This window comes from Telmatobacter sp. DSM 110680, assembly GCF_039994875.1.
In the GTDB taxonomy this organism is placed as follows: domain Bacteria; phylum Acidobacteriota; class Terriglobia; order Terriglobales; family Acidobacteriaceae; genus Telmatobacter.
The window spans coordinates 3,914,704-3,939,632 of the sequence record NZ_CP121196.1; the positions used below are offsets into that span (position 1 = coordinate 3,914,704).

30 protein-coding genes are annotated in these 24,929 nt (G+C 54.3%); 17 read left to right on the forward strand and 13 right to left on the reverse strand.

What is annotated here, in order from left to right; translation table 11 throughout:
- Window positions 1-922 precede the first annotated feature (922 nt).
- Entirely contained in the window at window positions 923-1,363 is a 441-nt protein-coding gene (locus tag P8935_RS16085; RefSeq protein ID WP_348261315.1) for a hypothetical protein, read from the reverse strand.
- A 100-nt stretch (window positions 1,364-1,463) separates the two neighbouring features.
- Here P8935_RS16085 and P8935_RS16090 point away from each other — a divergent pair, with 100 nt between their 5' ends.
- The 5 genes from P8935_RS16090 to P8935_RS16110 all read left to right on the forward strand — a co-directional run bounded on the left by P8935_RS16090 (window position 1,464) and on the right by P8935_RS16110 (window position 4,763).
- Window positions 1,464-1,934 (forward strand): YdeI/OmpD-associated family protein, encoded by a 471-nt coding sequence (locus P8935_RS16090; RefSeq protein ID WP_348261316.1) that lies wholly within the window; start codon window positions 1,464-1,466, stop codon window positions 1,932-1,934.
- 329 nt (window positions 1,935-2,263) lie between these two features.
- On the forward strand, window positions 2,264-3,034 hold the full coding sequence (locus tag P8935_RS16095; RefSeq protein WP_348261317.1) for a hypothetical protein: 771 nt from the start codon (window positions 2,264-2,266) through the stop codon (window positions 3,032-3,034).
- Window positions 3,035-3,776: 742 nt separating this feature from the next.
- Window positions 3,777-4,061, forward strand: a complete 285-nt coding sequence (locus P8935_RS16100) for a CxxC-x17-CxxC domain-containing protein (protein ID WP_348265347.1) — start codon at window positions 3,777-3,779, stop codon at window positions 4,059-4,061.
- A gap of 44 nt (window positions 4,062-4,105) precedes the next feature.
- On the forward strand, window positions 4,106-4,567 hold the full coding sequence (locus P8935_RS16105) for a Crp/Fnr family transcriptional regulator (protein ID WP_348261318.1): 462 nt from the start codon (window positions 4,106-4,108) through the stop codon (window positions 4,565-4,567).
- On the forward strand, window positions 4,548-4,763 hold the full coding sequence (locus tag P8935_RS16110; protein ID WP_348261319.1) for a GDCCVxC domain-containing (seleno)protein: 216 nt from the start codon (window positions 4,548-4,550) through the stop codon (window positions 4,761-4,763). The genes P8935_RS16105 and P8935_RS16110 overlap by 20 nt, the downstream gene beginning before the upstream one ends.
- Before the next feature lie 45 nt (window positions 4,764-4,808).
- Here the strand turns inward: P8935_RS16110 and P8935_RS16115 are convergent, their stop codons facing one another.
- Entirely contained in the window at window positions 4,809-5,012 is a 204-nt protein-coding gene (locus tag P8935_RS16115) for a hypothetical protein (RefSeq protein WP_348261320.1), read from the reverse strand.
- A gap of 502 nt (window positions 5,013-5,514) precedes the next feature.
- On the opposite strand from P8935_RS16115, the gene P8935_RS16120 reads away from it, so the two are divergent.
- Window positions 5,515-5,970, forward strand: coding sequence for a hypothetical protein (locus P8935_RS16120; RefSeq protein ID WP_348261321.1), 456 nt, complete (start codon window positions 5,515-5,517; stop codon window positions 5,968-5,970).
- A gap of 410 nt (window positions 5,971-6,380) precedes the next feature.
- On the opposite strand, the gene P8935_RS16125 is transcribed toward P8935_RS16120, so the two are convergent.
- The 4 genes from P8935_RS16125 to P8935_RS16140 form a co-directional block, all read right to left on the reverse strand.
- The gene (locus P8935_RS16125) at window positions 6,381-7,208 is read right to left on the reverse strand and encodes a hypothetical protein (protein ID WP_348261322.1); all 828 of its coding nucleotides are present in this window, start codon (window positions 7,206-7,208) and stop codon (window positions 6,381-6,383) included.
- A 551-nt stretch (window positions 7,209-7,759) separates the two neighbouring features.
- Complete coding sequence (locus tag P8935_RS16130; RefSeq protein WP_348261323.1) at window positions 7,760-8,320, reverse strand: hypothetical protein; 561 nt, start codon at window positions 8,318-8,320, stop codon at window positions 7,760-7,762.
- A gap of 356 nt (window positions 8,321-8,676) precedes the next feature.
- The gene (locus tag P8935_RS16135; protein WP_348261324.1) at window positions 8,677-9,393 is read right to left on the reverse strand and encodes a hypothetical protein; all 717 of its coding nucleotides are present in this window, start codon (window positions 9,391-9,393) and stop codon (window positions 8,677-8,679) included.
- 1,368 nt (window positions 9,394-10,761) lie between these two features.
- Entirely contained in the window at window positions 10,762-11,070 is a 309-nt protein-coding gene (locus tag P8935_RS16140; protein WP_348261325.1) for a hypothetical protein, read from the reverse strand.
- A 107-nt stretch (window positions 11,071-11,177) separates the two neighbouring features.
- Here P8935_RS16140 and P8935_RS16145 point away from each other — a divergent pair, with 107 nt between their 5' ends.
- Genes P8935_RS16145 through P8935_RS16155 form a run of 3 tightly spaced genes read left to right on the forward strand, consistent with a single transcriptional unit; the run spans window position 11,178 to window position 12,279 of the window.
- Window positions 11,178-11,486, forward strand: a complete 309-nt coding sequence (locus P8935_RS16145) for a helix-turn-helix domain-containing protein (protein ID WP_348261326.1) — start codon at window positions 11,178-11,180, stop codon at window positions 11,484-11,486.
- Window positions 11,487-11,512: 26 nt separating this feature from the next.
- Complete coding sequence (locus P8935_RS16150) at window positions 11,513-11,695, forward strand: plasmid partition protein ParG (RefSeq protein WP_348261327.1); 183 nt, start codon at window positions 11,513-11,515, stop codon at window positions 11,693-11,695.
- Window positions 11,692-12,279: a recombinase family protein gene (locus P8935_RS16155; RefSeq protein WP_348261328.1), complete on the forward strand. Its 588-nt coding sequence runs from the start codon at window positions 11,692-11,694 to the stop codon at window positions 12,277-12,279. Before P8935_RS16150 ends, P8935_RS16155 begins: the two co-directional genes overlap by 4 nt.
- Window positions 12,280-12,616: 337 nt before the next feature.
- On the opposite strand, the gene P8935_RS16160 is transcribed toward P8935_RS16155, so the two are convergent.
- The 4 genes from P8935_RS16160 to P8935_RS16175 all read right to left on the reverse strand — a co-directional run bounded on the left by P8935_RS16160 (window position 12,617) and on the right by P8935_RS16175 (window position 14,958).
- Window positions 12,617-13,018, reverse strand: a complete 402-nt coding sequence (locus P8935_RS16160) for a hypothetical protein (RefSeq protein ID WP_348261329.1) — start codon at window positions 13,016-13,018, stop codon at window positions 12,617-12,619.
- Entirely contained in the window at window positions 13,015-13,422 is a 408-nt protein-coding gene (locus P8935_RS16165) for a nuclear transport factor 2 family protein (protein WP_348261330.1), read from the reverse strand. The genes P8935_RS16160 and P8935_RS16165 overlap by 4 nt, the downstream gene beginning before the upstream one ends.
- A 92-nt stretch (window positions 13,423-13,514) precedes the next feature.
- Window positions 13,515-14,270, reverse strand: coding sequence for an NADPH-dependent F420 reductase (locus tag P8935_RS16170; protein WP_348261331.1), 756 nt, complete (start codon window positions 14,268-14,270; stop codon window positions 13,515-13,517).
- Window positions 14,209-14,958 (reverse strand): glucose 1-dehydrogenase, encoded by a 750-nt coding sequence (locus P8935_RS16175; RefSeq protein WP_348261332.1) that lies wholly within the window; start codon window positions 14,956-14,958, stop codon window positions 14,209-14,211. The genes P8935_RS16170 and P8935_RS16175 overlap by 62 nt, the downstream gene beginning before the upstream one ends.
- Window positions 14,959-15,079: 121 nt before the next feature.
- Between P8935_RS16175 and P8935_RS16180 the strand changes: the two genes are divergently transcribed.
- Entirely contained in the window at window positions 15,080-16,063 is a 984-nt protein-coding gene (locus P8935_RS16180; protein WP_348261333.1) for an AraC family transcriptional regulator, read from the forward strand.
- 423 nt (window positions 16,064-16,486) lie between these two features.
- Here the strand turns inward: P8935_RS16180 and P8935_RS16185 are convergent, their stop codons facing one another.
- On the reverse strand, window positions 16,487-16,921 hold the full coding sequence (locus tag P8935_RS16185) for a limonene-1,2-epoxide hydrolase (RefSeq protein ID WP_348261334.1): 435 nt from the start codon (window positions 16,919-16,921) through the stop codon (window positions 16,487-16,489).
- Between the two features lie 919 nt (window positions 16,922-17,840).
- Between P8935_RS16185 and P8935_RS16190 the strand changes: the two genes are divergently transcribed.
- The 4 genes from P8935_RS16190 to P8935_RS16205 all read left to right on the forward strand — a co-directional run bounded on the left by P8935_RS16190 (window position 17,841) and on the right by P8935_RS16205 (window position 19,809).
- Complete coding sequence (locus tag P8935_RS16190) at window positions 17,841-18,788, forward strand: hypothetical protein (RefSeq protein WP_348261335.1); 948 nt, start codon at window positions 17,841-17,843, stop codon at window positions 18,786-18,788.
- A gap of 162 nt (window positions 18,789-18,950) precedes the next feature.
- Window positions 18,951-19,145, forward strand: a complete 195-nt coding sequence (locus P8935_RS16195; RefSeq protein WP_348261336.1) for a sigma factor-like helix-turn-helix DNA-binding protein — start codon at window positions 18,951-18,953, stop codon at window positions 19,143-19,145.
- A gap of 254 nt (window positions 19,146-19,399) precedes the next feature.
- Window positions 19,400-19,591 carry a hypothetical protein gene (locus P8935_RS16200; protein WP_348261337.1) on the forward strand — a complete coding sequence of 64 codons (192 nt, stop codon included), beginning with the start codon at window positions 19,400-19,402 and terminating at the stop codon, window positions 19,589-19,591.
- On the forward strand, window positions 19,588-19,809 hold the full coding sequence (locus P8935_RS16205) for a hypothetical protein (protein WP_348261338.1): 222 nt from the start codon (window positions 19,588-19,590) through the stop codon (window positions 19,807-19,809). The genes P8935_RS16200 and P8935_RS16205 overlap by 4 nt, the downstream gene beginning before the upstream one ends.
- A 149-nt stretch (window positions 19,810-19,958) precedes the next feature.
- Here P8935_RS16205 and P8935_RS16210 read toward each other — a convergent pair whose 3' ends face one another.
- Together P8935_RS16210 and P8935_RS16215 are read right to left on the reverse strand one after the other, a co-directional pair.
- Window positions 19,959-20,210 carry a hypothetical protein gene (locus tag P8935_RS16210; protein ID WP_348261339.1) on the reverse strand — a complete coding sequence of 84 codons (252 nt, stop codon included), beginning with the start codon at window positions 20,208-20,210 and terminating at the stop codon, window positions 19,959-19,961.
- A 384-nt stretch (window positions 20,211-20,594) separates the two neighbouring features.
- Complete coding sequence (locus P8935_RS16215) at window positions 20,595-20,735, reverse strand: hypothetical protein (protein WP_348261340.1); 141 nt, start codon at window positions 20,733-20,735, stop codon at window positions 20,595-20,597.
- A 595-nt stretch (window positions 20,736-21,330) separates the two neighbouring features.
- Between P8935_RS16215 and P8935_RS16220 the strand changes: the two genes are divergently transcribed.
- The 3 genes from P8935_RS16220 (at window position 21,331) to P8935_RS16230 (ending at window position 24,878) form a co-directional block, all read left to right on the forward strand.
- On the forward strand, window positions 21,331-22,101 hold the full coding sequence (locus P8935_RS16220; RefSeq protein ID WP_348261341.1) for an SDR family NAD(P)-dependent oxidoreductase: 771 nt from the start codon (window positions 21,331-21,333) through the stop codon (window positions 22,099-22,101).
- A gap of 94 nt (window positions 22,102-22,195) precedes the next feature.
- On the forward strand, window positions 22,196-22,798 hold the full coding sequence (locus P8935_RS16225; protein WP_348261342.1) for a TetR/AcrR family transcriptional regulator: 603 nt from the start codon (window positions 22,196-22,198) through the stop codon (window positions 22,796-22,798).
- A gap of 409 nt (window positions 22,799-23,207) precedes the next feature.
- Window positions 23,208-24,878, forward strand: a complete 1,671-nt coding sequence (locus P8935_RS16230; RefSeq protein ID WP_348261343.1) for an AsmA family protein — start codon at window positions 23,208-23,210, stop codon at window positions 24,876-24,878.
- Window positions 24,879-24,929 lie beyond the last annotated feature (51 nt).

Sequence of the window (24,929 nt, forward strand, 5' to 3'; positions counted from 1 at the left end):
GCTATTTCTGATGCGATTAGTCGGGAAGGTGATGCTGAGATCAAAAAGATAGAGAGGGACAAAATCAGCTTGGTGAGATATTTCGTGGAGGGGTTGCTCGAATGGCATTTCTGGACAACATCTACGGAGCGCAGTAGTACCCAGAGCATCTCATGGCATCATCCACCCATCGAAACCAATGACTTCTGCGTTTGCTCATGAAGTGCTTAGGAGGGACAACCGATGCAGCGTTGGCGACCTGACCGTACTAAACTTACGGTTTGTAAATCCTATGACCGTCTACGACGGAGATGGCAGCGTTTAGTCGATGGGTCGAGTGTCTCGTCGGACAGTGAGTCGCTCGACCAAAATGCGGCAACCAGCGCCAAGCAGAGAATGGTAGAGCACCGAGCAAGTTGTCACGTGTGCAAACAGGAAGACCTTGCGATAAAAGAAGGCGACCTCCCAAGGCAAGTTGAAACTGGCATCATTTAGTTTAGTTATCCTTTTTAGGATCACGACGGACCGAATTATCGCCTCGATCAGGCCGAAATTCTACGACCAAGCAGGTCCGCGTTCTGCTGTCTGGTGATGGAACTAAGAAGGCAGCTGCATCTGCGGCCCCGAAAAAGCAATCGCTCCGAAGAGTTTCCAACCAGTCGTGCGTCTGAGCTCTCAGACAGCGAACATGAGTTGACCGTCATGCGGTGGGGACTAGTTCCCTTCTGGTCGAAGGACGGAAAGGATTCCGGCAGCACGATCAACGTCAAGTCGAGACTGTTGCTGCGGGTCCAGCCTTCGGCGAGGCATGAAAGCAGAGGCTCTGAAGTGTGCCGGCCGACTGGTTTTACGAATGGCAGAAGAGAGACGAGAAGAACAAACAGCCATTCGCGATCGCTGAGAAGGACAATGCCATGTTCGCGTTCGATCGAGTCGGACGTCATTAAGGTTTGTAGATGAGGCCGATAGCTGAGCCGACAATGACCCACTGAATGAAATAGGCGATGCCTTGATAAATGGTGAGCTTCACGCCAATGTTGAGGTTCACGAAGTTGTGGATGACGAAGATGCAGACCGTATATACACCCATGAGCGCGCCAACAGTGGCGCCGGGGACGATGCCGCCCCCAGTGGGATAGATTTCTGCATAGAGAATGACGACGATTACGATGCCGACGAGTATGGCGACCATGCCGAAGGGCATCACCTTCATCATCTTGTCTTCTGGACGATAGACGTTGGGGTATTTCTTGAATTCGGTTTTCATGGAGGGCCAGGCCGCGAACATAACGAAGCCATAAACGAAGTAGGCGACCACGGCCCCGAATGAGGCCAATGCAATGTGGGTGTAGTTCATGGCATACCTTTCGAATCTTGAACTCATTCCGTTGGTTCCGCGCAATTCTATGGGCCTGTTGCACATGCGTCAACCTATTCCAACGTGCCACATTCACATTGAGTGCTGGGTCGCAGGATCGATGATAATGCCTTCTATGAAGTATTCCTTCACCGCGATAATTGAGGCCGGTCCAGGTGGCGGTGCATTCGTCATCTTCCCGTATGACGTCGAGAAGGAGTTCGGGGTAAAAGGCAGGGTCCCAGTCAAGGCTACCTTTGATGGCTTGGCCTATTCCGGCTCCCTGACGCAATGCGGCGGAGCGCAACACATGCTAGGGATCTTGAAAGTGATCCGTGAGCAGATTGGCAAGCAATTCGGCGACACAGTTCTCGTTGAGGTCTGGCGGGATGACGGTCAACGCCGTGTCGAAGTTCCTGCCGATCTCGCGGACCGGATGAGAGAGCACGGTGTCCAGGACTTCTTCGACTCGCTCAGCTTCACGAATCGCAAGGAATATTGCCGATGGATAGCTGATGCGAAAAAACAGGAGACCCGTTCTGCCCGCCTTGCCAAATCCATTGACATGATGCGGCGCGGAATCCGGACACCCGGCTAGAACCTTTCATGCCGGATACCGTGCGTCTAAATCGGAGTTTGGGCGTTCAGAGTGTGTTGTGGTCAATTGGGAAGTAACCCCGAAACCGCCACGTCGCCGCTCACCTCCCGAATCACGCCAGAAGCGTGGAACTCGCGACGTTGGTGCTTGTGACGTATCGGAGATGATCGAAGGCCCTTATTAACTCTGTGGGCGAGTATAAAACACTGTATTGCCAAGTGAAACTGGGTGTAGAATCCAGCATCTCCCTCGATTCTCAGGCCCGCTGGCTTCTCCGGGCGTCGCATTTCAGGCCCAAGGACAAGATTTCACTTAGTGAGGTTCTTCGCATGGGAACAGTGCCCGTCGCATCAGCTGTGCCGAAGGTGCAGAAGACGGAACGTAGAATCGCGGATCAGGATCGGCTTTTTTATGTGATCGCCGCGGTCATGATGTTGATTTTCACGGCTGGTGGCTTTCGCAGGTTCTATCTGCACGGCAAGGCTCCGTGGGGTGAGTTGACCCATCAGATTTTCCCGCTCATCGTTGTTCACGGGATCGCCATGTCGAGCTGGGTGGTTGTGTTTCTTGTGCAGAGTGTGCTGATACTGGGCGGCTACCGGCGACTTCACATGAAAGTAATTGGCTGGGTAGGGGCTGCACTGGTCCCGGTCATCGTGATTCTGGGGTCGGTTGGGGGAGTGCTATCTGCTCGCTTCAGACCCGAGATTTATGCACCCCTCGGGGGGCCGCGTGCTTTCCTGGCGACGATGCTGATGGAGATGGCTTGCTTCGGGACTTTCGCGGGAATTGGGCTGGCCAATCGGCGCCGACCAGAAATTCACCGTCCGATGATGCTGCTGGCCTCGCTATCGATGATCTCGGGCGCAATCGGCCGATTCCCCTATATCGAACCCTTTGCCTTCAGTCCGCCGTTGTTTGTTATGGGACCCGCATTGGTCTTCGGAGCCTTTCTGTTTCTGCTGCAATGGGCGATGACCAGGGCTGCAAATCGGCGGTATTTGATGGGCTTTGTCGGGATCACGATCGCATCAGTCCTTGCGATCGCAATCGGAACCAGTGCGGTCTGGAACCACATGGTCGCCCCCTTGGTGCCGTGAATTTATGGAGCCTCATCTCGACCAGGGCGGCGCAAAAAAGCTTCCGGAACAAAGCGCCGTAAGTGGTCCTGACAGCTATCGCATGGCTATTGACACTATTGCGGCTGGTTAGTGGGCAATCCAGAAATAACCCAATTTTGCGGCTACTCGCGGTTATGCAGTTATCCAACAACAAATGTTAGCGATCAATCGAGTTCCGCGAAGAGTCACAACCTTCTTGAACGGGCCGCCGATCTCACCGGATTCGCCGACTTGCAGAAACGACGTGGAAGTGATGTTGGAGTAAGTTTCGTGCCATTGTGACTTCTTGCCGGTGGGCGAAGTTTGAATTTCATCGATGGTCAGTTGCTTCCCATCCCATGTCTCCGCGCATCGCGTCGTCGATTTGTGTCGGCGATGTGATCTAGATCACACATCACGATCCGAACTTGGCCTAAGCTGAGTGAACCTCTGAGGATGCCAAGGTCTTTCATTCTCAGTCAGACTGGAAAATTCCGGTGCGAAGACCAACCTTTGAACGCAACGCCCTCAGCAGAGAAAAGGCTGGCCTTTTGATGAGCGTCAATAGACTTTCTGAGGTAGGGTCGCAGCCATTATGTAGGAACAGCACGAAGACAAGATGCTGCCACTTTCTGTGCGTGATTCTGCCTCTTTTTGTAAGTCTACTTTGAACTCAATCACCCGGTAATTCGCTACCTGCTCTCACATAGGACGGCTAATGGAATTTCTTGACAAAGAGTTGATGTGTGGTCAATGCGGCAAAACATTCGTCTTTTCGGCAGCAGAACAGCAGATCTTCTCGGACAAGGGATTCAACAACGATCCGAAACGTTGCAAGCAATGCAAGGTATCAAGGAATGCCAGAAGGGCGATAGTTGAAACACAAGTGAAGTGCTTCGAGTGTGGAATCGAAACGACTGTCCCATTCACGCCGACCGGGAAAAGGCCCGTGCTATGTAGCGGCTGTTTCCAAAAGCTCAAGATGGCGTCGAATTCGGGAACAGCGCTCGTAAGACCTGCCAAGTGATCCAGATCACATTCGCCGCGTCGTCTCTGCCGTGTAATGGATCGATGCCGATTCCCGCCTTGGAAACAATTGCCGACCATGATCTGGTCGATACGATTATTTACCGGTCTGCAGAGTTCATCCCACGAGACGGAATTCTGTTCAGCCAAGGGGAACCAGCTGACTGCTTGTACTTGATTAAAGCCGGTGAGGCCAGCTTGACAATGCAAGCGGGAGGCAAGGAAGTAAGGATTCGAGCTGGTCAATTTTCGCTGCTTGGCATTCCTGCGATAGTTGGGAACCAGCCTTACTCAATGACGGCTACCGCAAGTTCGGATACGGAGATCTGCAGGCTAAGCTCGATCACCTTTAACGACTTGTTAAGGACAGAGCCAAAGATGCAGCAAGCCGTGCTCTTCATCCTAGCGGGTGAGGTCAGAGTTGCACGTCAGGCGTTGACTGAACTGTCGTTGTGGTCAGAGGCTGGTGACGCAAGCATCAGAGACGATGAAAAAAAACAGTCTTGAGTCCGTGCTGACCTGTCCGCATTGTGGTTTCGCCAAACAGGAAACAATGCCCACGAATGAGTGCCAGTTCTATTACGAGTGCAGCAACTGCAAGCTGGTTCTTCGACCTCATCCCGGAGACTGCTGTGTGTTCTGCTCGTTCGGCTCCGTTAAGTGCCCACCAGTCCAAGCGAACGGCGGCTGCGGATATAAGTGACCTCAGCACGAATGTGCTACCAACGTCAAAGAAGACGTGATTCGCCTAGGCAGCCCGTGTCCTGAACCGTTCCAGATATGCCAGACATTCTTTCACAATTCGTTCGCTAGGTTCGCCCGTCTCCACTTGGTTCTGCAACCGCAGGAGCACGGTGCTGTACTCCTCCAGTTCGTCACCGTCTAGGTTCAGGTTTGCGATCCCAGCGGCATACTTCTCCACGAGCGCAGTCAGAACTGTCAGGGTTTGCATACAAGATCTGTAAAACCATCTTGGTGCGGATTTGGTGGAACTTAAATAGCAAAGAATGGGCTGTCAATGATGGGCATCAGATGCCGCGTTAGCTCAGCCGTGCGCCTCACGGATGCCCCTTATCACACCTTAGGCTGCGTCGGGGTGGTCATCGTCCGTTCGATCATTCGCTTGCTTCTCGAGGTCAGCAATGCGGCGAAGCAAGATATGCTTCAATTCGATCACGGCAGGATCGGTGGGGAAAAAATCTGCCTCTAGATTCTGTAACGTTCTACGGAGGTATTGGATGATGTGAGAATTGTGGCCGATGCAAGATAGGCCATCTTTATGGTCTGGTTGTGCCCCTTGCAGTCGAACTGCATCCTGTGCTGGTATTACGTAGGATTTTCTTTCGGCGTCCCGGACCCTCGTTGCGATTGAGTCGTGGGCAATCCGGACATAACCCTGTTTTGGGATTACTTCCGAATTGCCGGTCCAGTGGCTTGAACGCTAGACTTCTCGCTTGAAGACAATCCTCCGATCGCTCATCCTGCTACTAGCGGCAGCTTCGATCCTCGGCTGCCGCGAATCGACCATCCGCAGCACTCCTAATGCAATCGTAGGAACTTGGTTTGTCGAAGACAGCGGCGCACCCTTCCATCAGCACATGTATGTATTCAACGCCGATGGCACCATGCAGCAGGCCAACCCAGACGCTGGCGACCCCACCGCTAGTGACAGTGACGGCAAAGGCATCTGGATCGCTGAGGGCAGCCGAATCCGCGGCAAGTGGATGGAGATCACCGCCGACCGCAGCACCCACAAGTTTGTCAGCCGCGGCGAAATCCTGTTCGATATCCAGGTCAAAGGCAACACCTTCGCCGGTACACTCAGCGCCCGCTTTTACGACCCTAACGGAAAGATCCAGCAGGACTTTCCCGCTGCACCCATCCACGGTGAGCGCCTTACGCTACCATAGCCGAACTGGGGAGCTAGGAGGACATGACCCTGTTTTGAGTTATGTCCGGATTGGCGGTGGTCCGCCCGAAATGTTCGGCTTCGCTCAACATTCCCAGTGCTTCCAGTGGATAACTACAGCGTCTTGTTCGACATTAGCTTCCATATCGCTCGATTTCAGTTGCCATATTGTGCCACTATCCGCGAGGGTTATTTCATTGCCAGCCGGAACGTCTGATTCGGCTCCCCGCTCGTCAGCAGGCGCGAGTTCTGCGCAAGCTCATCGATCTCCTTTCGAGACGAATCAGAGCCGTGCCGGATCACTTCGGGTGATTTCCGTTCGCGGTGTCACGGATGTTGATGGACCAAATCAAGCCGGAGAGCCATGCGACTCCCGAGCCAATCTGTGTTCGCCCGCACTTACGGTCTCCGCTACGGTTGGCCATAGATTTCGGGGGCGGCTTTGGCCCAGCCGGCGTCAACGTAGCTCTCCTTTGCGTTGACGACGAAGAGATTGGTCTGGACAGATTCGATGCAGGCTGCGGCGAGTTCGCCGGCGTGCTTCATGTTGCCTTCGCCCTGTGCAGCAAAGAAGGCCTTGCCGTCTGCCATTCCTTTATCGGCTTCGCCGAGCGTGCGCATAGGATTGATGATGACCCAAAGGCCGCCGTTGTTTTCGCCCCATTTGCTTTCGAACATAGCCCAGTGAGCGTCTGGGAATTTGCTGAAGCCATCCACGTACATTTTCACCAGTTCGTTCCATTCCGCATCGTGGCCAGCCTTGACGTGGAATGAGGTGAACTCCCAGTAACGCTGGTGGGGGACATCGACGGCTGCGTGCAAGCTCATCTCGGGGTGGTAGACAAACGCCTGGCTGTCGTAGCGGGTGAGCAGTTCACCGTCGGCGAGATTAGCGGCGTCGAGGGCTGCGGCATACTTAGCGTTGGCGTTCTGCGCTTCCTGGTCCTTGCCGTAGGCCTCGAAGGAGTCGTAGGCAAATATGAAAAGAGCGCGCGTCGGACCGGAGAGAGAGTCCATGGCAATGTAGTGGGTGGGCCATTTTGCATCGTTCGATGCCTTAATGAAGTTGGCTTCGGATTTGACGTGGATGGCGCCGGACTTACCAGGCTTGAGGTACTCGCGTTGGATGACCAGGACATTGGGTGGCGCTCCTGGGCCAGAATCCTGGGCCGTGGCGAAGGCGGCGGATACGACGAAGAGACTCGACAGCGCAAGGGAAAGGATGTTGCGGTCTTTCATGTGGCAAGCCCTCCTGAGCTAATGAGCGCGCTAACGACAGCAGTACCGGCCTGGCGGACGAGCAGCACAGAGTGAGGCGGATGCAGGTGCGCGGTTACGGGTTGGAGAGTGTGAACGATCCGGGTTATCGAACCCGACATGCATTCTGCGGGAAGTGAGCCCAGCGTCGCACAAGAGCCCACAGGGCGATGAAAAACTAGCGACTGAGGTCGGTGCTCCTTGAGACGTGGCGACATGGTCGGCGCGGGAGAGGTCAGTTGTCAACCTAAATAGGCGTGCGCTGGTTGATGTAGCACCCAAACCTCAGAGAGTTGGCGAGACCTGTTGTTGCATATCCAATCCAAGAAGTTCACTTCTGGCTTGAGTCGTTTACTTCGACCCAATCCACGCATTGAGCCGGGCTCAAAAGGTTTTTTGTTTAGTTCCAACTGGATCGTGGCCAATCCAGACATGACCCAATTTTAGGATTACTTTCGGGTTGGCGGTAACACGCGCAGCACTTGGAATTGCGTCAAAAACGGCGACAAAATCGGATGCCTTCCCGCACCAGCCTACCGGGATGATTTGTTGCCGGGTCGATCCAGCCGTCGAAACAAAGGAGCGCCCCAAGTTCCTATCGCTAGCAGAGCCCCGAAAAGCACAACGGCGTCAATGCTCTCTCTACCTTGACTCGACCAATAGGCTGCGGCATCCAAGTTCAACCAGAGTGCAAATTCGTCCAGCGTCAATGCTGCGCCAATCCCAAAACTCAGCGCCAGCAAGCGGCTCATCAAAATGGCGACTGTAGTTTCCCCGATTCCCATCTCCGCTTGGTCCGCATAGCCGGAAATAAGCAAGAGAAGAATGCCCCACACCAGGTGGTGGATGTGCTTCCCACCCATCTCAACGTAGCCGAATGGTCCAATGTGGTGCGTGATCGACGCCACCAATAGCCGTACCGCAAGAAAAGTGATAAAAAAGCTCACCGAAACGAGAAAGAGCCGGCGATGCGGCTGGTCCGGAATCTTCTGGTGGATTAGCAGACCGAGCTTGGTTAGGTGCAATAGGAGAAGGATCGCCGCAGCGAACAGGGTGAGAAATATCAGAAGAATATACGATCCTGGAATATGCATAGCGAATGTGGCTCAATTGCACCTTTCGGCGCTTTCGTCGGCGCGGGAGACTGTGGTTATCGTCGATTTAGGCGATTGGCCAAACCTATACCAAGCATGTCGGCAGATGCTGGCGCCACCATAGAAGTGCCCTGAAATTCAAACCATACATTGAATCTCGTGCAATCTCAAGGAGCCGTCATCGTGAGAATGCAGAAACTTGCGTTCTGGCTAAATATTGTGAAGTAAACTCCAGCCGCTTCTACTTGTTCTTTCCTGCCAACGCTCAGTCTCCTTAAGCCAGAGAAGCAACGACTAGAACGCAACGAAATGATGAGAAATATGGCCCCGCGTGCTGTCCACAGATCATCAGTTCCCTACTTGAACCTGAACACGATGCCATTCACCGGGATGTTAATCTCGCAAAGCGGATCGCTAAGGCCGACATGTACCTTCGATCGCCTCGGCTTTTTGAAATACACAAAACCCTCGGCAAAATCGCCCCGGCGAAGCGTGCTCTGGCTCAAATACAACTCCTCGGGCGTGACAATCGTTCCCGCTTGTGGCGCACTCCGAAGTAAGCCGGTCGTCTCATCCTGTCTGCCTGCGACCTCATTCGGATCCGGTTTTCTCAGGCGTCCCAGCTTCGCAGCCTTGCTGCTGCCGCCAGTGCTTTGCGCCGCACCGGAACCGGTGGGCCGCCTCGGGTTATCCAACTCATCGCCTCCGTTGGTTTGTTGAGCACGGTTCGCCTCGCGGATACGTTGATTGATCTCCGCCGCCTTGTCATAAAACGCGAACCGCGTGTGCGCTTGATCGGAATAGAGCGCGGAGAAATCTTTCGGCCTTACCTCTGCTTTGCCGGGTCCAACCTGTCTCACCTGGACGAAGATCCGGTAGTCTCCCTCGGCCGTGGCCACTGGTTTCCCGACTGCGACGCTCGTGCCTTCATGGACCAGTTCGCGCATGGGTTTGCCCTCGATGATCGTTGCCTTGCAATGCTCCGCATCAGCCGGATCGCAATTGATCACGTTTCCAGGAGCCTTTGCGGCCGCCGACATGCTCACCAGAAAAAGGAGACACGCTGTCTTCAACTCAGTTGACCTCGCGCAGTCCAACGGACCTCAGAATACTCCCTGCAATGGGAGGTAAGACAGACCTGTTCAGGGAAATCACGCTCCGGCTTCGCGCCAAGCACCGTTTTGCTTCTGTGCTGGCGCTTCGTAAGTGAATCAAGTCAGTAGCGATGATTGCAAGGGGAGTGCCGCTCGACAGTCAGCGCGTAACTATTACTTTTTGTGCATTGCCACCTCACCTTTCTAGGGCCACACTCTTCTAAACAGAATCCCTTTAATTGAAGAGGAACAGGTGTACGGATTAAACCCAACACGTTTCCTATTGGCGTATCGTTGCAGCGATGATGGTATCTTCCGCTCAATCTGTCCCCGCTGCCTTCAAACCATCGCGCAGAGCGCCCGTGAGGCAGACCTTCAGCATGCAGAGGACAGCCACGTCTGTAATCCGGCGATGGTCGAACGCTATCGCGGCTTGAGTAAAGCGGTCTCAGATTATCGCGTGGAAAGTAGGGGACATGTCTCTAGGGATAGTAGACAGTTGAGACTTTTAGGAGTTGCGCGAACTGCTGACCCAAACCGGCAGTGAGGCTTCGCTCTAAAGGAGCCGCCTTTCGCACAGTAAGCAATACAACCAAAAACATTTCAGGTGGAAGAGGGCCGCCGTCGTAGACTTTTCGCATGGCTGATTCTGGCATCGGTCCTCATCTTGTTTCCAAAATTCATATCAAACTGTGCTCAGTCTGCGGAAAGGAATCCCCCCGGATGTGAAGCCATCCCTGAGTAAAGCATTCGCTGAGCATGCCCGCAGGGAGCACATTCGAATATCGCGAGAAAACGTGACCAAGCGAGACTAGCTCTGGAAAATCCAAACGTTTGATCGCGATTCACCCGACTCTCTTATTGGCCTCAATCCGCTGCATTTTTGATCTTCATTGGACAGTTCAGCAATACAGACATTCAAACGAGCAATCAGGCATAAGGGTTGGCAACCTGGCGGCCCAAAATAACGAACGGAGTCCCGGACAATAATGCTCATGTGAAGGATCCTGTGGCGCAGTTTTCATCCGATGCTGGAGTGAATGTGGCGCAGTTTTTGATGGGTGCGCAGGCCTGATGTGCGCCGGCGGGAAATCCGACACAAATTGGACAATTATGGCCCATGGATATCCAGCATAAGCTATGCATATATAGGGAGATACATAGATATAATCTCTCTTTACGGTAGTGGTTTTCGATGATGCCGAAACAGGGCAAAAGACGAGAATCCCTGGTCTTTGGCCGCCTCTGCTCGAGTCAGATTATTCTGTTCGCCCAGGATCCGCGCCGACATGTCGGCAGCGCTCATGCCCACGGATGAGAACTGGAACTTGCGGCCGGGGAATCCCTTCAGGGTGATGCCGCTGGAGAGACGGATGCAACCGTTCCTTCGATCTCGTCGACCGGGGCGGTGAAGCGGCAGTTCTCCATGCGAACGACAGAGTCCTTGGTCTGACGGACACGATCGAGGATCCGCTGGTATTCGATCTCGAGTTCGGTATTGCCCTGGGCTTCTTTACCCACCTTCTGGCGGAAGGTGTTGTACTCGCGCGAGTAGGGCGCGATGTCGGCGAGGATCGCCATCTTGTGAATGTCGGGATAGTCTTCGGGGTTTACGTCCTTGAGTTCAGAGCGGCAGCCCTGAAAGATACTCGTCATTTTCATCTGTGGGGGTTTGACTCTAAATCCTAGTTGAGTATATACTCATCGTGTATTATCAATCCCGGCGGCTGATTCCCCGAAGGCCGTCCATCCGGAGACACAGTATGAAGGTTGCACCCATTTCCCCTGCCGTTTTCGCCGAATATCGCCGCTACGCCTCGGCCCGCTTGTTCGGCCGCTTCATCCAGGGCGCCCGTCTGGCCCGGGGATGCTCGATCACGGAGTTAGCCCCGCTGGCCTGCATGGAGTCCTCTGACTGGGAGGCTCTTGAGGAGGGACAGTGGTTCCCTGACACCATCAGTCATATGCAGTTGATCCTTGATGCCCTGGCCATGCCGTGGGATGCAATGGCCGAGATGCTTCTGTTGTGCGACCCGGTCTGGAACACCCCCGGTAGCGTCCATTACTCATAACCAGATAAACTCACCTCCGAGAGGGGGTGAGAAAGATCAAGAAAGCCGAAGAACCGGAGTTGAAACGCATGAATCTCAATGTTCCCATCGAGTTGCACAACGCTTTTAAGGCAACCACTGCTTCGCAGGGCCTCAACATGACCGACGTGCTGATGGAGTTTATTAAGGACTACGTCGCCAAGAACTCTCCAAAGGGACGGCGCAAGTGAAACGCGCCGTCCTTTATATGAGGGTCTCGACCGTCGATCAAAATCCCGAGACCCAATTACACGACCTACACCAGATGGCCGCACAGCGCGGTTATGAGATCGTGCATGAGTATGTCGACCGGATCAGCGGCACCAAGGCAAAACGGCCAGGCCTCGATCAGATGATGACCGATGCCCGCCGCGGCCGGTTCGACGTCGTCATGGTCTGGGCATGCGATCGCATCGCCCGCTCCACCCGGCACTTCCTTGAAGTGCTCGACGAGTTAAGCAGAATCGAAGTCGAGTTCTTGAGCTTCCGGGAAAACATCGATACCGGCGGTCCGCTCGGAAGAGCCATCGTCGTGATCATCGCCGCGATCGCTGAACTCGAACGTGGACTGATCGTCGAACGGGTCCGCGCCGGCATGCGCCGGGCACGCTTGGAAGGTCTCCGCATCGGTCGAGCTCCGCTGACGCTGGACCGCGAAGCAATCCGTCGCGATCGCTGTCACGGCCGCAGCATCAGAGCCATCGCCAAAGAACATGGCATCTCAACGGCAACGGTGCAACGCGTTCTCAAAGACCCGCCGGCTCCTCCAACGTAAAATCGCAACCTTATATATGTGGTGTGACAAAAGCCTCCGAAAAAGCCGCCTCATAAATCTCACAAAATCAATGGCCGGATCTCAACGATCCGGCCGTGTCAAAACGTATACGTTGATTTACAGCGCTGCAGAGAAGACGGGGTGTCGACCCTGGCCTGGAGGATTTTTCAATCCTAGGGCGTTTTTCAGGAGGAATCGCGACAATCGCTCATAATCGGCCGTCAATGAGCGGTTTGGCCTGAACTCGAGAGCCGATTCCGAGACGGTCAGTGTCCAGGGCCAAGGTGCGATCGAAAAAGCCCTGCTTTATCAGAGCTCTCCGCGTTCCTTCGCCGCATTACTCGGTGTCAACCTGATTGAACCGCTTCGCGCTCAGGATTCCAACAAAGCTTGGTCGGTGTTGCAGAAAGACCAATACCCACAGGACGGCGGCGAGGATGCCTGGACCGATCGTTGCTGGTGCCATCGTGAAATGGAAGGCAAGGATGTTAAAGATTTCAGCAGCCAAGAGGACGAGCGCCAGCGGTACGAAGTATCCAGAGAGCAGAAGCAATCCCGCTACGAGTTGGACAGCGAAGAAGAAAGCGGAGAAGTGGGATGCAGAGATCGCGATGAAGAATTGCAAGGCTAACGGGTTCGGCGGCGGAGGCTGATGAATGAAGTTTAGGAAGCCGTTCAGTCCAAATACAGTGAACATGATGCCCAGCAGATAACGAGCGACAGTCTCTACGATTCTCACTGCACTCTTCCTGCCGAAGCCTTCGCCAAGGCTTGGGTGTCGATGTACTCCCGGATTTTTGTCAGTTTGCCATTTCGAACGGTGATGTCGAAGACCCAATCGTCCTTGAACGTCCTAGTGGTGGCCTTGATCTTCCCAGTAGCGACTCCAACGACCAAAACCCGGCCTACCTGCACCACGAATTCCGGAGGCTTCGGGAATATCATCTCTATTTCTTCGGCCGCCTTGCGCAGCACAGCCGCCACACCCGCGTGCCCACGATGCGTTCCAGCTAGCGGCCAGTCCTCGCCTGGGATGATCCACTCAATGCCTTCGTCAACCAGCGCCAGCAGTGCTTGCTTGTCGCCGCTCCCTATCGCTGCAAAGAAATTGTTTACAACCTGCACATTTTCTTCGTTGCTCATCGAATCTCTCCTCTCTGTCGTCAAGTGCGTCCGCATGAATGGAACCCTTCGCAATCATCTCTCTCGGCCGCAATCACGCAATCACAAACCGATTACTGCTGTTTCTTGAACACATCCTGAAAGATCAGGTGCCCCCAGGTGCCTCCGCGTGCGTGCACAAGCCATCCGCCCTCGTTCAGCTTGCCCAGCTTCACGGGTGCGAAGCCCAGCTCTTTAGCCACCTCCGCCACGGGAGCGACCGCATCGTCATCGTCGCTCGACAAAAACACCACCCGGTATCCTCCCTCGACCTTCGGATCGGTCGCCAGCTTGGCCGCACCCAGGTGATTGAAGCCCTTCACGAGCTTGGCGCCGGCGAACGACTTCGCTGCGAACGCTGACGACGGGAGACCGTCCAGCTCCTCAAGTGGGAGGGGAAATGAATTCATCGCGTCGATGATCGTCTTGCCCTCCCAACTCGGCAGCGCCTTCGCAATATTCCGATGCTCGCCGAACGGGACCGCCAGAAAGATGATGTCGGCCTTGAGCGCTTCCTCCAGCGATTTGGCAACAACCTTCGGCCCAATCGCACGAGCCTGGAGTTCCAGCTCCGCAGGCGAGCGGCGGCTTGCGACCGTCACGTCCATGTCCTTACGCGCAAATGCGTGGGCCAGCGCCTGGCCGATCTTGCCGAATCCTACAATGGCATAGTTCATAGTGTGTCTCCGATCTTGTGTGAGAACCAAAAGTTTGAGAAGCGTCGTCCCGCGACTGGCCGTCCTCGAAAGCCCGCCGCAGGACTCGCGATTAGACCTGCGCCATGCCGCCAGAGACGGCGAGCTCGACGCCGGTAATGTAAGAACTTTCATCAGAGGCGAAGAATGCAACTGCTGCCGCGATTTCTTCGGGCTTGCCTCTGCGGCCGAGCGGAACCTGTGAAGCGAATCCTGCTATCGCTTGTTCGAGCATTTCAGGGGGGATGCCAGCTTTCTCAAGTGCCTGAGTTTCGATTGGTCCGGGGCTTACCGCATTCACACGGATTTTGCGGTCTTTCAGTTCCACGGCCCAGGCACGCAAGAAACTGCGCACAGCCGCCTTAGCCGCGGCATAGACAGCAAAGGTCGGCAATCCCATTACGTTTGCGACCGAAGTATTCAGGATGATCGAGCCTCCATCTTTGAAGAGGGGAATGGCCTTCTGCACGGTGAAGAATGTTCCCTTCGCATTTAAATCGAAGGTTTTGTCGAAATGAGCTTCGGTAACCGCCCCAAGTGGTGCGACTTCACCCCAGCCGGCATTTGCGAAGAGTGCGTCGATGTGCCCGTGTTTCTCTTTCACGATGGCATAGAGCCGGTCCAAATCCTCCAGGCGCGTTATGTCGCCAGTGACCGTCGTGACGTTTCTCCCAATGATGGCTGCGGCCTCTTTCAGCTCTTTCTCGCGTCGACCGGTGATTACAACGTGCGCGCCTTCTTCAACGAAGCGCTTGGCTGTGGCTAACCCAATCCCGCTGTTTCCGCCTGTGATGACTGCAACTTTTCCGCCAAGCTTTCCCATACTTGCTCCTTTTCGTAATCGCATAACATCCGATACATGGGAGTAGATTCCTCATGAGACGGACGGGAACTGCCCAGGAGTCCAAAGATTTTGTCTATTCGTCCAAACAAGGAGGCCGCAATTGGACCCGATAACAGATGTCTTTCGCACGCTACACGTAACCGCTTTCGGTCAGCACAGGCTCGAAGCCACCGCCCCATGGGGACTCAAAGGTGGAGGAGCGGAGAACGAAGAGAAGGCACCAAATACCGGCAAGAATCGGCCACCGACAGAATTGGCGCACTTCGCCATGCTCTCGCGTGGCAATTGTTGGCTCAACGTTGAGGGCATTGCGGAGGCGATTCCGCTCACCGGTGGTGATTTCATCTTGCTCGCCCGTGACACCTCGATCGTCATGCGCGACAGCCCTCGCACATCGCCGAAATTGACTTTTCGTGAGGTCGCGGCCAAGGCCACGAGCAACGTAGCTCATTGCGGAGGCGGCGGCGCACCAACGACCATCGTGTGTGGGTCTCTTAGTTTCGACCGCGCCAGCCTGAAACCCATCACTCAGTTATTACCAAATTTCATTCTGATCAGGGCCGATCAGGCACGCACGTTCGCTCTTCACAACACTATGCAGTCTCTGGCGTCGGAGATGGCAGACCAGGTGCCAGGGTCTGAAATCGTCGCGACCCGCCTCGCCGAGGTTCTCTTTATCCAGGTGCTCCGGGCGTATATCGCGTCGGAACCGGAACGCAAACAAGGTTGGCTTCGCGCCGTTTTCGATCCTCCCATCGGCACTGCCCTGACTGCCTTTCACGATCGTGTCGGCGCGCCATGGACAGTCGAGTCTCTGTCCGAAGCAGCGGGCATGTCTCGTTCCGCATTCGCACTGCGTTTCAAAGATCTGCTCGGACAGACACCGTTGGAATACGTAACCGAGTGGCGGATGCAGAAGGCGATGCAGCTACTCGAACAACGTGACAAGAAGCACGTCGACGTTGCTCGATTAGTCGGTTACGAGTCCGATGCTGCATTCAGTAAGGCCTTCAAGCGGGTGGTTGGAGCCAGCCCAGGGGAATACCTCAAACGTGGATTGGAAGACCACAGTCGATCCCGATAAACACCGTTCTCGTCAGCTGTGATCTCGATGAGCGACAAACCGCCGTGTTACTCAACGACTCTCGCTCGTTAAGCCGCAAAACCCTCGTCCTAAGTTTGAAATTCTGGCGGGAGCGACGGGACTCGAACCCGCGGCCCCCTGCGTGACAGGGCAGAGGTGTGCGAGAAATTCAAAGTGGCTGTGAAACCGGCTGCTCGGACAAGTGATTGTTTCCGATTGAAGCGTTATAGCTTTCTCAACTTGCGCATAATCATCAAATCACTCGTCAACGGCAGATTAGTACCGGAATGTCGGCCAGTGTTCCGAAATTCCGACATTGCTGGCGAGTCACGAACGCAGGGCGCGATGCGCATTTAAATGGTCCCATTACGACTTGGGAACCTGAGCCGCAACCGTCATGATTCTTTTCGTTGTGATCTCCCCTCAATGAATGGGCGGCGGCGACAATGCATTCCAGGCTGCGTGGGAGTCCATGTAGTCTCTCCAATGCGAAATCTTCCGGTTCTCGATATGAATGATTGAGCAAAATCGATTGTTGTACTGTCCCCCTGTCGCGAGGACTGCTCCATGGACTTCATACTCGATGACGATTGCACTGCCTGCGTCCGTTGAGTGGACAACCAAGTTATCTGCGGATTGCAGGTGGATGATGCTGACGTAACCCCTGAACGCATTCATCAGGTTCGTCTGTCCCCGAATGACGCGAGGCCAGCCGAGATCATAGAGGACTTCGTAGATGGTGTCGTCGCTGACGGTGTCAAAGAAGTGTTTGCCATCCACAAGGTCACCCAGTGCACGCCGGACCAAACTGAAGTAGGGATCGGCTGCCTTATAGGCAGCGTATTTCCGAGAAGGCATTCTGGACTCTCCACTCACCCCACGATCTGCACGAGGTGACTTTGATATGTGAAGCTACTACTAAATAGGATGGCACTCCCGCATCAGTAGTGGGGTGCAACACATCTTGATTCTGAGAAGTGGGTTTCCTACCCCACCACAGATGTATCACCGGAACGAACTACTCCCCTTCGATTACGCTGATCAGAAGGCGCTTTGGGGATTAATCCCAACAACCGCGGATAATCTGCTGGCAATGAGAGCATCGTCCTGAAGTCAACAAATGAACTCAATGGCCCTTCTAAAGTGATTTTCATGTTCAGAAAACGGTCTCAGAAATATGTGAATAGCACAACGTTCACACTCAGGGAATAGAGAATTTCTGGTCGCTGCTTAAGAGGATACTTCGCGGCACCTATGTGGCTGTCGAACCGTTCCACTTGATCGCTATCTGCGGAGCAAGTTTTAAGATTTGGCAATCGCACGATCAAAGACAATCTCCTAAACGACGGGGATCGTTTCATGCTGGCAGCGTCGCAGATTTCAGGGAAGAGACAGGCTTATGCGGCGCTGACTGGCAAGGTGGCGCCCAGTTAGGACTGTGACTTTGCGGGGACGCACTTCCATCGCTTATAGCGAGAAACCTTTTCGGACTTCATTCGGTTCATGCGTTTCTGAGCCTCGGCTTTCGAAAAAGAAAGCGCCAAAGACAAAGCCTCGTAAATGTCCGATGTTCGGGCGACGGAGGCTTTTCGTTTTTAGGTGGTTCACTCATTTTGCCCTGCTAGGATTATGGCAACGAAAACAACGAAACACAAGTAAACAGAGAAGAGCGATTGCTGTGATAGCCGCGCCTTTGATCCAATCCGCCTCTAACCTCCCTTCAGATGCCTCAGCGTTGGAGAGATCCATCTCAGCTTTAGAAAGCTGCATATCGGCCTTGGATAAACGATCTGAAATGTTGGCAAGTTCGTCCGCATCTTGGGAACCTTGGAGTTGGGTTTTTACCGCATTAGTCGTAATTGGCGTCCTACTAGAATTCTGGGTCATTTGGCATGAGCATCGTGAAGACACAGAAACCTGGGCACTCACATTTTTAGGCGTAGACCGAACGCTTCGTCCCTCTCGCAACCGATTAATAGCCGAATATCTCAGCGTTGCACTGGTATCCGGAGGCATTATTGGCGAACTGATAGTCGGCGTAGAAATCGGCTTAATCAACAGCCAATTGCGCAGGATAGATGCGCAACTACGAACTAAAAGCGGGGACCTGCGATCAGATTCAGACCAGCTTGTCGCACTGGTGACCCAAGAGGCCGGAGACGCGAAACAATCCGCAATTGCAGCGGCAGATGGGGCCTCTGCGGCGTCAGCCTCAGCGACAAAACTCCGCGATGAAGTGGAGTACGAGGAACTGATTCTCGCAGCGAGGGCAGCGAATGTAGATTTCGAGCCAAGTATGTTCGATAAGCTCAGTCCCAAAGTTCTAAGAATCGTTTGGGTGTCAAGCATCTGCGGCGAAGGGAACGCAACTGCCTTGTTTGCGCAGAAGCTAGTTACAGTTCTGCGCAGGCGCGGTTGGTCTATCCCTGCCCCCGCTCCCTGCAGCACTCGTGGGGTATTTGTGCCCCCGGGAATTATGGTGTACAACAGATGGGTTTCGATGAAACGTGGAGTATTCGGCAATCCTTCTGAACAGACGTTTTTTACCTTGGTGCAAGACTTGTCGGACCAACATCCCGAACTCGACCGTAAACTCATAGAAAATATTGCGGCAGTTTCGCTGGCTTTTGGCGCAAACCTAGATAAAAAGGACATATACCCCCCAGTGCTCGGCAAAGATGGAATCGCTTTTGTGATAGGCCGCTCTTGGGCACAGAGCCAGTAGGCTGCTGCAATTAAACACAGAAAGGCGGCTGCCCTGTCACGGCAGTTCCAAGTCTTACGGATTGGCATTGGGCAGTAGAACGCACCGCCCTCAAATGCGGACGCACCACCCGCTACACCCGAGCCGGTTGGAGAGACCGACGCCGACGCCCGCAACGTAAGAGTGATCGATTTCGAGCGCGAATTAGCCACGCTGGACACCGCGCACCAATACGCCCTGGTGCTCACCTATCGCGACAGAGTAGGACACGCCGCCACCGCCGCCACCCTCGGCTGCAGCATCAGGACACTCCAATACATGCTCTCCGCCGCCCGCCGCAGACTAGCCGACGCCCTTAACCGCCGCGACCTGCTGTGATGCTGCGCACATTCTGCGCTGCAAAGTCATGGCACCATCTTTCAATCATGTGGGCCAAATCAGCAAGTGTTATGTTCGTGGCTCGCGTGGTGTTTCCGGGCGAGAACAAGTGTGAACAGCCGACCATTCGCCCTTATACAGACGTTAGCCGGCTTCTCCATTACCGCCTAGAGGTGATAGAGGCTGCGTTGCTCAAGCTGATCGAGCTCCAGAGCACCGCGGCCACTACACCAGAGATTTGAAGGTACGCAGCGATGAGGGCAATCACAACCGTTTTTCTTACTCACACGCTCTCCGCAATTCTCGATCACATCGAGGAAACCCCCGGCCTCGATCCTGATCTTCCCGGCCTGCTGGAATTCAAAGAAACCCTGACCCAGCGCATTCTGCAACTACGCAACGAAGATTTGCCGGGGTTCTCCGACCCGCATACACGAGCCGCATGAGTATCCAGCCCGATCGCTCCCTGCTTGACGCTTTGCGCGACGCACTCCGCAAAGCTGAAGCCGATTCCGACTCCGAGACCACGGCTCTCGCCGAGCTCAAACGCATTCTTCGCCAGCGCATTGCTCAGCTCGAATCCGCCGAGCATATGTTGGAATTCAAGTGGTGCCCGCGCCCCCAGAGAGCCACTGATACAACCCACCTGGATAAAAAGCCATAGATAAAAAGAAGGCGCAGCGCAGAGGGACAACACCGCCAGGTCAGATAACGAGCGTTCTATCCTCTCGCCGATCCAGTCCGCCGCCTAGCCGCCGCCCTAGACCGCCGCGACCTGCTCTGAGGTACCTGCTCGCTTCGAGCGATATCGTCTCATTCCATTTCTCCATCGCCCTTTTGTTTCATGAAGGCGATCACTACGAGGGCGACGCCAACGACAATAGCCCACGGATGGAACACCCGATGATCCCACTGACGGTTGAACATGAATGAAGTTCCGTACATCAACAAAAGGAACCCAGCCATTGACACCCAGAGCCATCGATTGAGGAGTAGTTCCATGAACAATGAACGCGGCACGGGAGTTGGTGTCCGGTTCTGCTCGGCGCAACTGTTCTTGCCCATATCGTACTCAGCACCAGCGCTGGTGCAAGCAAACGTATCACTCTCCGACAAGCCCTGAAAAGAACCATAGATACAACTCGACTCATGATTATGCACTTGACATAGAAGTGGAGCTGTCTTGATATCGATGCATGGAATATAAGGCACGTCGAATCGAGTTTCTGAGAGACAGGGTAAATCATCTCGAAACCAAGAAACGCCAGCTTCTCAGGCTCTCCTCCTCCAGCGAAATAGACAGAGATTCCCGCGAGACATGGGCGGAGCATCTCGATTCTACGATTGAAATGTTGCGCAAGTATTCTTCCGAGCTCGGCGATCTCGAGCAGGAATCACGAACCTGACAGACGTCACCATGTACGTTGTACCAATTCCAGACCGTCTTCTTCAGGTCTGTCGATCGTCCTTTGATTCAAAGCGCTCCGCGATCCACACACACACCGCGATCAGGAAGTACGGCAGACCTGCAACGATCTCCGCGCCTCTATAAACCACCGATGCTAAGGCCCGGACAAAGCGCTGACTCATAGGGCCTCCACCTCAAAGCCCACTCTACCGGCCCCAGGTTCCAGCTGTACGCAAAAAGCCCGCCGTTAAGCGGGCCCTTTGCGTGGTGCACAGATTTCCAACACTTGCCGACCCATGCACTACACAAACGATATGCCTCCACAGCGCGAACTCAATCCCACATCGGTAACTCAGGTAATGCGAATCAGGGACCGTCACGCGATTTCCCCAGCGAAAACCAAGTCCGATGATGCCATTTTCCTCGGCAAGACGTGCGTACATAAGCGGATATGATCCAAATTCTAAGCCTATTCATCTTCTGACAAAGTTCGTCTTTTCCAGATTTCAATTGAGCCTATAGGCGGTTTTACGAGCAGGTGGACTGGATTCGTAAACACTAGCCGACATTCCGGTACGAATCTGCCGTCGACGAGTGATTTGATGATTTTCCACTCATTGAGATCCGAACATCGCCTGATCAAAAGATCCCGCATTTGATAACTGCAGATCACGGGTGAAAAGGAGCCCGATGGGGTCTCAATAATTCTTTGAAACTATTGTAGTACGGTCATAATCTTATGCGTATTGCTCTGATTCAGGGTACGAAAGGACTCGCATGCAACTCACTGGTCGCACCATTCTCATCACGGGCGGCTCTTCAGGTATTGGCCTTGCCTTTGCTTTGAAGTTCCTGGAATTCGGCAACGAGGTCATTGTCACCGGTCGGCGCCAGTCGGTGCTTGACGAGGTAAAGGCGAAATACCCGAAACTCCACACCATCCAAAGCGATGTCGCAGACCCTGCGCAAATTGCTGCCCTCGCGGCACGCGTAGAGAACGACTTCCCCAGGCTTGACGTGTTGATGAATAACGCGGGCATTTTACTGTACAAGAACCTTAGGGCATCGGCATCTGACCTAGACGGCTTGATGGCGGAGGTGAATATCAACGTAGGTGGAGTGATTCGAACGACCTCGGCGCTCATCCATGTCCTCGTGGCGAATAAGGGCACGGTGATTAACGTATCTTCTGGCCTGGCGTTCGTGCCACTGCCGGCCGCGCCGATCTACTCTGCCACCAAGGCAGCGATTCATTCGTACACGCTTTCGCTTCGCTTCCAGTTGGAAGCAAACAGCGTAGAGGTTGTCGAGATCATGCCCCCTGCCGTGAAGACAGACATGACGACAGAACTTGTGGAGGGTGGCGCGAGTGTGATGAGCACCGAGAATCTTGTGAAGCAGTCCTTTTCGGCCCTGAAATCCGGCTCGCTAGAGATTCATCCGGGACAGACCAAGATGCTCGCGCTCCTGAGCCGACTGGCTCCCGGCTTTATCAATAAGCAGTTGTGGAAGGCGTCGAGATCTCTCGTGCCAGCCAAGGCATCGTGAATCCACCTTCGCTGTCTACGGGATACATTACTCTGCCGCCCCCATAGGACTGCAGTCATGATGAACGCAGATACAATGAAGCCAGAGAAAACGCATGAGGTATAAGAAGGGTCATAAAGACGCGACGCATGACCGCATCCTTGAGGTTGCCGCGCATCGATTCCGGCAACAAGGCATTGCGGCGTCGGGTGTTGCGGGCATCATGTCCGAAGCAGGCCTGACGAATGGGGCTTTCTACTCCCATTTCTCTTCTAAAAAAGACATGATCGCGAAGAGCATCGAACGGGCGAACGACGAGCAGTGGCAGCGATTCGAGAAAGCGATTGAGTCGGGGCGCTTGATGGAAATCGTTCGCGCCTATTTGTCAGAAGAACATCGGGACCAGGCCGACAGCGGATGTCCTTCTGCTGCGCTTCTTCCTGAGATTTCGCGCCAGGGGCGGACCACACGCCACAGTTACACCGCGTCGGTCAAAAGGCTCGTGAATGCTGTAGAGAAGCAATTGCCGAATATTCCCGAGGGGCCAAAAGGGCGCGAAATTGCCATTGGGCTTTTCGGTCTCCTTGTCGGAACACTCCAACTCTCTCGAGCTGTCGATGACCCTTCCTTTTCAAAGGCTGTTTTGGTCGCCGGTACACGTATGGCTGCCGCCCTGATTCCATCCTCTGTGACCGGTCGAGATAATCGAGTGAAGTAGCCCGATGACTGGCGTCAGCAATTGGCGCGATGCTGCTTTCCTGTGTGAAGGCGCCTTCGGCCAGAAGAGTCTCCGTTGTTGCCAACAGACCAAATCACTCATCCAGAATCGAATACTGGCGATTCTCGAGATAGATCCCTCGAAACGCCCTAGGATTGAAGAATCCGCAAGGCCAGGGACGACAGCCTGTCTTCTCTGCAGCGGTGTAATTCAACCTATAGGTTTTGGGACACATGCTGCCGACTGCACACCCCTGCGTGAACGCGTTGTTCTGTTACGACGCGCGTACGAGATGGGGTAGTGCTGACGAGGAATCTCACGAGCGGCTCACCTGGCGCCGTGCAAAGATTAAGCACTTGCTCGTCGCGGGAGTATGATGATGCCGTCAGGGCCCAGTTGGAGGTTTTCTATGAGGAAGCGAATTCTGGTGATCGCAGGAAGCGTTGTCGGCATCCTGGTGCTCATTGCTCTCATTTTGCCCTTCGTCATTAACGCGAATCGCTTCAAGCCTGAGCTCGAATCGCAATTGAGCAATGCTCTGGGGCGTCCGACAACCATTGGGAGTATCGAGCTCGCCTTGTTTTCAGGCGGCGTCCGTGTGGATGATTTCGTCATTTCTGACGATCCCGCTTTTAGCCACTCACCGTTCGTCACAGCAAAGCGCGTGAACGTGGGCGTGGACTTGGTGCCCTTGATCTTCTCGAAGAAACTCGAGGTCAAGTCGTTTACTCTTACCGAGCCACAAGTATCGCTGATTCGCTCGCAAGCCGGTGATTGGAACTTTTCGACATTGGGTAATAGTTCGGCATCGCCGCAAAGCACCGCCGGTAAATCTTCAGCGACAAGCAACTCTTCAGTGCCCGCCATCTCTGTCGATAAGTTGACGGTCTCAAACGGTGTCGTGAACTTGGGTACGCTGAGCACTCCTGGCAAGATTCACACCTACCAGAATGTAGAACTCGAAGCTTCAAATCTTTCCTACACTTCGCAGTTTCCTTTTATATTGACTCTCAAAACACCTGGGAACGGCTCGTTGAAACTCGACGGAAAGGCTGGCCCTATTAATGTGACGAACACCATTCTCACGCCCCTTAGCGCCAAGCTGAACATTGAGAAGCTCGACTTGGCCCTGACAGGTTTCGTGGATCCGGCGGCCGGCATAGCCGGGATCGTCGACCTCGACGGAGACCTCACATCTGACGGCGCATCAGCAAAACTAAACGGCTCCTTGAATGGGCAAAAACTGAAGTTCACAGCGGGCGGATCACCGGCAACTGTACCAATATTGATTGACTACGCCACGACCTACTATCTCAAAAACGGCATGGGTAATCTGACGAAAGGCGATATACACGTGGGGAAAGCACTGGCACAGTTGAGCGGCGAATACAATACCTCAGAAGCCGAAACAACTCTGCAGATGCAATTGCATGGTCAGGGAATGTCGGTACCGGATCTGGAAGGAGCCCTGCCAGCGGCAGGGATTACACTGCCGTCGGGCGCTTCGCTGCAGACGGGATCCCTCGACCTGAATCTCGCGATCAACGGATCCGTGGATAAGCTCGTCATCACCGGTCCCGTCAATCTTTCGAATGCGAAGCTCGCTGGATTCGACCTTAAATCGAAGCTCGGAGCTCTGTCTTCCTTCACTGCTCTCGGCAAGGGAGGCAGCAACTCGGATACGGTGATCCAATCGCTCCATGCGGATCTTCGCCAGGATCCGGGCGGAACGCACGCCGCAAATCTCAAGCTCGTTGTGGAGTCGATCGGCACGATCGCCGGTGACGCCAACATGACCGCCTCTCAACAACTAGATTGCAAGATGACGGCCAATCTGACAGGCGCGTTAGGAGTGGTGGCCGCTCCGGTCGCTCTTCTCGGCAAAGGCAAATCGGGTGGCGGCATCCCGTTCAGCATTACGGGCACAGCTTCAAACCCAATCTTCAGGCCGGATTTGGGTTCCGAAGTTGGAAACCTTGCCAAAGGCCTCGGAGGACTGGGTAGTACGACTGGCAAGGGCGTGGCCAGTTCAGCAAAGGGTATCCTCGGCGGAGTCCTCGGCAAGAAGAAATCAAACTAGCCATACGTCGCCCTGCCGGCTCGTTGCCTCTTCGAGTCGCTCGAGAGCCAT

Bases quoted from the DNA above. Each gene is read 5' to 3' on its own strand.
- P8935_RS16085 (WP_348261315.1), bottom strand. From the start codon at position 1,363: ATGAGTTCAAGATTCGAAAGGTATGCCATGAACTACACCCACATTGCA.
- P8935_RS16090 (WP_348261316.1), top strand. From the start codon at position 1,464: ATGCCTTCTATGAAGTATTCCTTCACCGCGATAATTGAGGCCGGTCCA.
- P8935_RS16095 (WP_348261317.1), top strand. From the start codon at position 2,264: ATGGGAACAGTGCCCGTCGCATCAGCTGTGCCGAAGGTGCAGAAGACG.
- P8935_RS16100 (WP_348265347.1), top strand. From the start codon at position 3,777: ATGTGTGGTCAATGCGGCAAAACATTCGTCTTTTCGGCAGCAGAACAG.
- P8935_RS16105 (WP_348261318.1), top strand. From the start codon at position 4,106: ATGCCGATTCCCGCCTTGGAAACAATTGCCGACCATGATCTGGTCGAT.
- P8935_RS16110 (WP_348261319.1), top strand. From the start codon at position 4,548: ATGAAAAAAAACAGTCTTGAGTCCGTGCTGACCTGTCCGCATTGTGGT.
- P8935_RS16115 (WP_348261320.1), bottom strand. From the start codon at position 5,012: ATGCAAACCCTGACAGTTCTGACTGCGCTCGTGGAGAAGTATGCCGCT.
- P8935_RS16125 (WP_348261322.1), bottom strand. From the start codon at position 7,208: ATGAAAGACCGCAACATCCTTTCCCTTGCGCTGTCGAGTCTCTTCGTC.
- P8935_RS16130 (WP_348261323.1), bottom strand. From the start codon at position 8,320: ATGCATATTCCAGGATCGTATATTCTTCTGATATTTCTCACCCTGTTC.
- P8935_RS16140 (WP_348261325.1), bottom strand. From the start codon at position 11,070: ATGACGAGTATCTTTCAGGGCTGCCGCTCTGAACTCAAGGACGTAAAC.
- P8935_RS16145 (WP_348261326.1), top strand. From the start codon at position 11,178: ATGAAGGTTGCACCCATTTCCCCTGCCGTTTTCGCCGAATATCGCCGC.
- P8935_RS16165 (WP_348261330.1), bottom strand. From the start codon at position 13,422: ATGAGCAACGAAGAAAATGTGCAGGTTGTAAACAATTTCTTTGCAGCG.
- P8935_RS16170 (WP_348261331.1), bottom strand. From the start codon at position 14,270: ATGAAAGTTCTTACATTACCGGCGTCGAGCTCGCCGTCTCTGGCGGCA.
- P8935_RS16175 (WP_348261332.1), bottom strand. From the start codon at position 14,958: ATGGGAAAGCTTGGCGGAAAAGTTGCAGTCATCACAGGCGGAAACAGC.
- P8935_RS16185 (WP_348261334.1), bottom strand. From the start codon at position 16,921: ATGCCTTCTCGGAAATACGCTGCCTATAAGGCAGCCGATCCCTACTTC.
- P8935_RS16200 (WP_348261337.1), top strand. From the start codon at position 19,400: ATGAGGGCAATCACAACCGTTTTTCTTACTCACACGCTCTCCGCAATT.
- P8935_RS16205 (WP_348261338.1), top strand. From the start codon at position 19,588: ATGAGTATCCAGCCCGATCGCTCCCTGCTTGACGCTTTGCGCGACGCA.
- P8935_RS16210 (WP_348261339.1), bottom strand. From the start codon at position 20,210: ATGGGCAAGAACAGTTGCGCCGAGCAGAACCGGACACCAACTCCCGTG.
- P8935_RS16215 (WP_348261340.1), bottom strand. From the start codon at position 20,735: ATGAGTCAGCGCTTTGTCCGGGCCTTAGCATCGGTGGTTTATAGAGGC.
- P8935_RS16220 (WP_348261341.1), top strand. From the start codon at position 21,331: ATGCAACTCACTGGTCGCACCATTCTCATCACGGGCGGCTCTTCAGGT.
- P8935_RS16225 (WP_348261342.1), top strand. From the start codon at position 22,196: ATGAGGTATAAGAAGGGTCATAAAGACGCGACGCATGACCGCATCCTT.
- P8935_RS16230 (WP_348261343.1), top strand. From the start codon at position 23,208: ATGAGGAAGCGAATTCTGGTGATCGCAGGAAGCGTTGTCGGCATCCTG.